1 protein-coding gene and 1 pseudogene are annotated in these 2,280 nt (G+C 38.3%); one reads left to right on the top strand and one right to left on the bottom strand.

What is annotated here, in order from left to right; genetic code table 11:
* Positions 1 to 47: 47 nt before the first annotated feature.
* Entirely contained in the window at positions 48 to 908 is an 861-nt protein-coding gene (locus VB714_RS07170; protein WP_323222559.1) for a CHAT domain-containing protein, read from the top strand.
* 65 nt (positions 909 to 973) lie between these two features.
* On the opposite strand, the pseudogene VB714_RS07165 reads toward VB714_RS07170, so the two are convergent.
* Positions 974 to 2,280: pseudogene (locus VB714_RS07165) on the bottom strand (hypothetical protein); the annotation flags it as partial.

Here is a 2,280-nt window from a genome sequence, read left to right as displayed (position 1 = left end):
TTCTTCTCTGGTGATTTCTCGATCTTACCCTCTCTTTCTCTTTCTCATTGGTTTTTTCCGATTCCTTTTGTTTTTCGCTTTCTCCCCTTAAGTTGACACCAATGGCAAGCATTGCGCCCCTACTGGCAAACCACGAAATTATTAATCTTTCCTCTGCTTCCAGTCTGGATGCCCAACGCAGCCAATGGGAAAAACGCAGCCCAGCCCCCAAACAGATTGCTGTGCTTGCGGATCCGATCTTTTCTCCCCGCGATCCTCGTATTTCTGGCAATTCTCCTCCCTCTGCCGAAAATGCTCAAAATGAAATGCTCTCATTGCTAAGAAGTGGCTGTCAATCCTTCGATCGCCTTCCTAATACGAAAATAGAGGCCGAAAATATCCTCAAACTCGTTCCTGACGACCAAGAATTTCTCGCCCTTGGTTTTGCCGCCAACCGCACTCAAGCCCTTGATGGTAGCCTGTCCCAGTATCGAATGCTGCATTTCTCGACTCATGGTTGCATTCAAGACGATCCGCTTCGATCGGGCTTAGTCTTCTCTCTTTATGATGAAAAAGGGGACGCGCAAGATGGTTTACTGCGACTGCAAGATATCTATAATCTTAATCTGAATGCCGATTTAGTCGTCCTCAGTGCTTGTCAGACGGGCATCGGGGAGGAAGTCAACGGGGAAGGTGTGGTGGGTTTAACTCGCGGTTTTATGTATGCGGGGGCAAAACGGGTGGTGGTGAGTTTGTGGAATGTCAATGATGCTGCAACGGCCAACCTTATGACCGATTATTACAAGAAAATGTTACAGGAAGATTTAGATGCGATCGCCGCTTTGCGAGAAGCACAGTTGCAGATGTGGAAAAATGGCGAGTTTCCCTATAAATGGGCGGCGTTTACTATTCAAGGCGATTGGCAATAACTAGCACGGGGCATTTATGGCGATCGCCAATTTAGCACCTAAGATTAGAGAGAATATTTCTTCATCTAAGCATAGATCGAATACCAAACAAAACAACCGATTAGCCAAATTATGGGGAAAGCAATTTTTCCAAATCGAACGAGTTGGAATTGTTGAACTCCTGTTGCTTGAAATCTCCTACTATTCCCTAAAATAACCATGAATAATTGCAAGCCAATCAAAAAATAGAGCAAATAAAAAGCATAGTCAAGGGCGACAACATAACCAACACCATCGGGTAGGGAGTCCAATAAACTGAGATGGTAAAAAACTACTGCGAGTAATACACCGCCGATCGCTTCAACAGAAATATTCTCAAAAGGCAAAAACATCAGAGAGTATGTTACAAAAGTAAAAAACCATAAAGGTAATAAATTTTTCAGGATAAAACTTAGGATATCTCTCGCAATTTCTATCTCTACATTAAACTGAGAATATTCAAACTGTGAGTTAGTATCCAGTAAATACTCATAGCCTAAAGTTGATTCATCGATATCAGTATTTTGATAAAAAACAACATTTTGGACGTGCCAATCCGTAATCGTTCCAAACACATCATTTTCCTGAAAGTTTTTCAGAATTTCATTCTTTTTTGTATCGCGCATCCCAGCCAAATCTAGGACATAAATAATTCGATTTCGCGTTAAGTTATTGTGTTGAAATTTGACGGATAAGATTTGGCGATCGAAGGGATAATTATGAAAATCAAACTTATCATAGAAATCAGCCTTCAGTTGAAAAACTGAATGAGTAATTCCATCATTTTTGTTAACCTCTATCGGTTCATTCAGTGTTAATGTTTCTCCAGAATCTAATCGATTTGTATCATAATTGAGAAATACTATATTTTCGGGATTAATATTTACTTCCCTATATTTAAACCAAAGATAAAAATCGATCAAATAAGATGAAGTCTTCTCGTCAATATTATAAATTTCATTAACATCAATACCTGTATAAATGATATTAGTTTTTTGGAAATATTGTCCATTAACTTGAAATATTTCTCCATTATTTAATTGTCTTTCTAGATGATAAACATTATTAAGATTGTCAATGGGAAAAATTTGAATAAAATCAGAAATAAAATTTCTGCGATTAAAAATCCCCATCAAAATAGGTGCAGAAGTATTTCCTTTTTCATCAAAGTAAAATTTTCTGGTAATCCCTTGAATTGCCGTATCGGGAGAGTTAATTTGTGCTAATCCTTGACGAATTAGCTCGCGATCGCGTTTGCTATTTTGTCCTGTAAAAACATTTTGAGGTATATCTTTTTGTTGCTCTAAGATATTTTGCATTGCTTGAATAATAGCATGAGCCGCATCATAATAAA

The sequence above is a fragment of the Spirulina sp. 06S082 genome, from assembly GCF_034932145.1.
GTDB lineage: Bacteria > Cyanobacteriota > Cyanobacteriia > Cyanobacteriales > Spirulinaceae > CCY15215.
The sequence above is the reverse complement of the archived record's forward strand: the minus strand, read 5'-3'. Positions and strand labels throughout refer to the sequence as shown.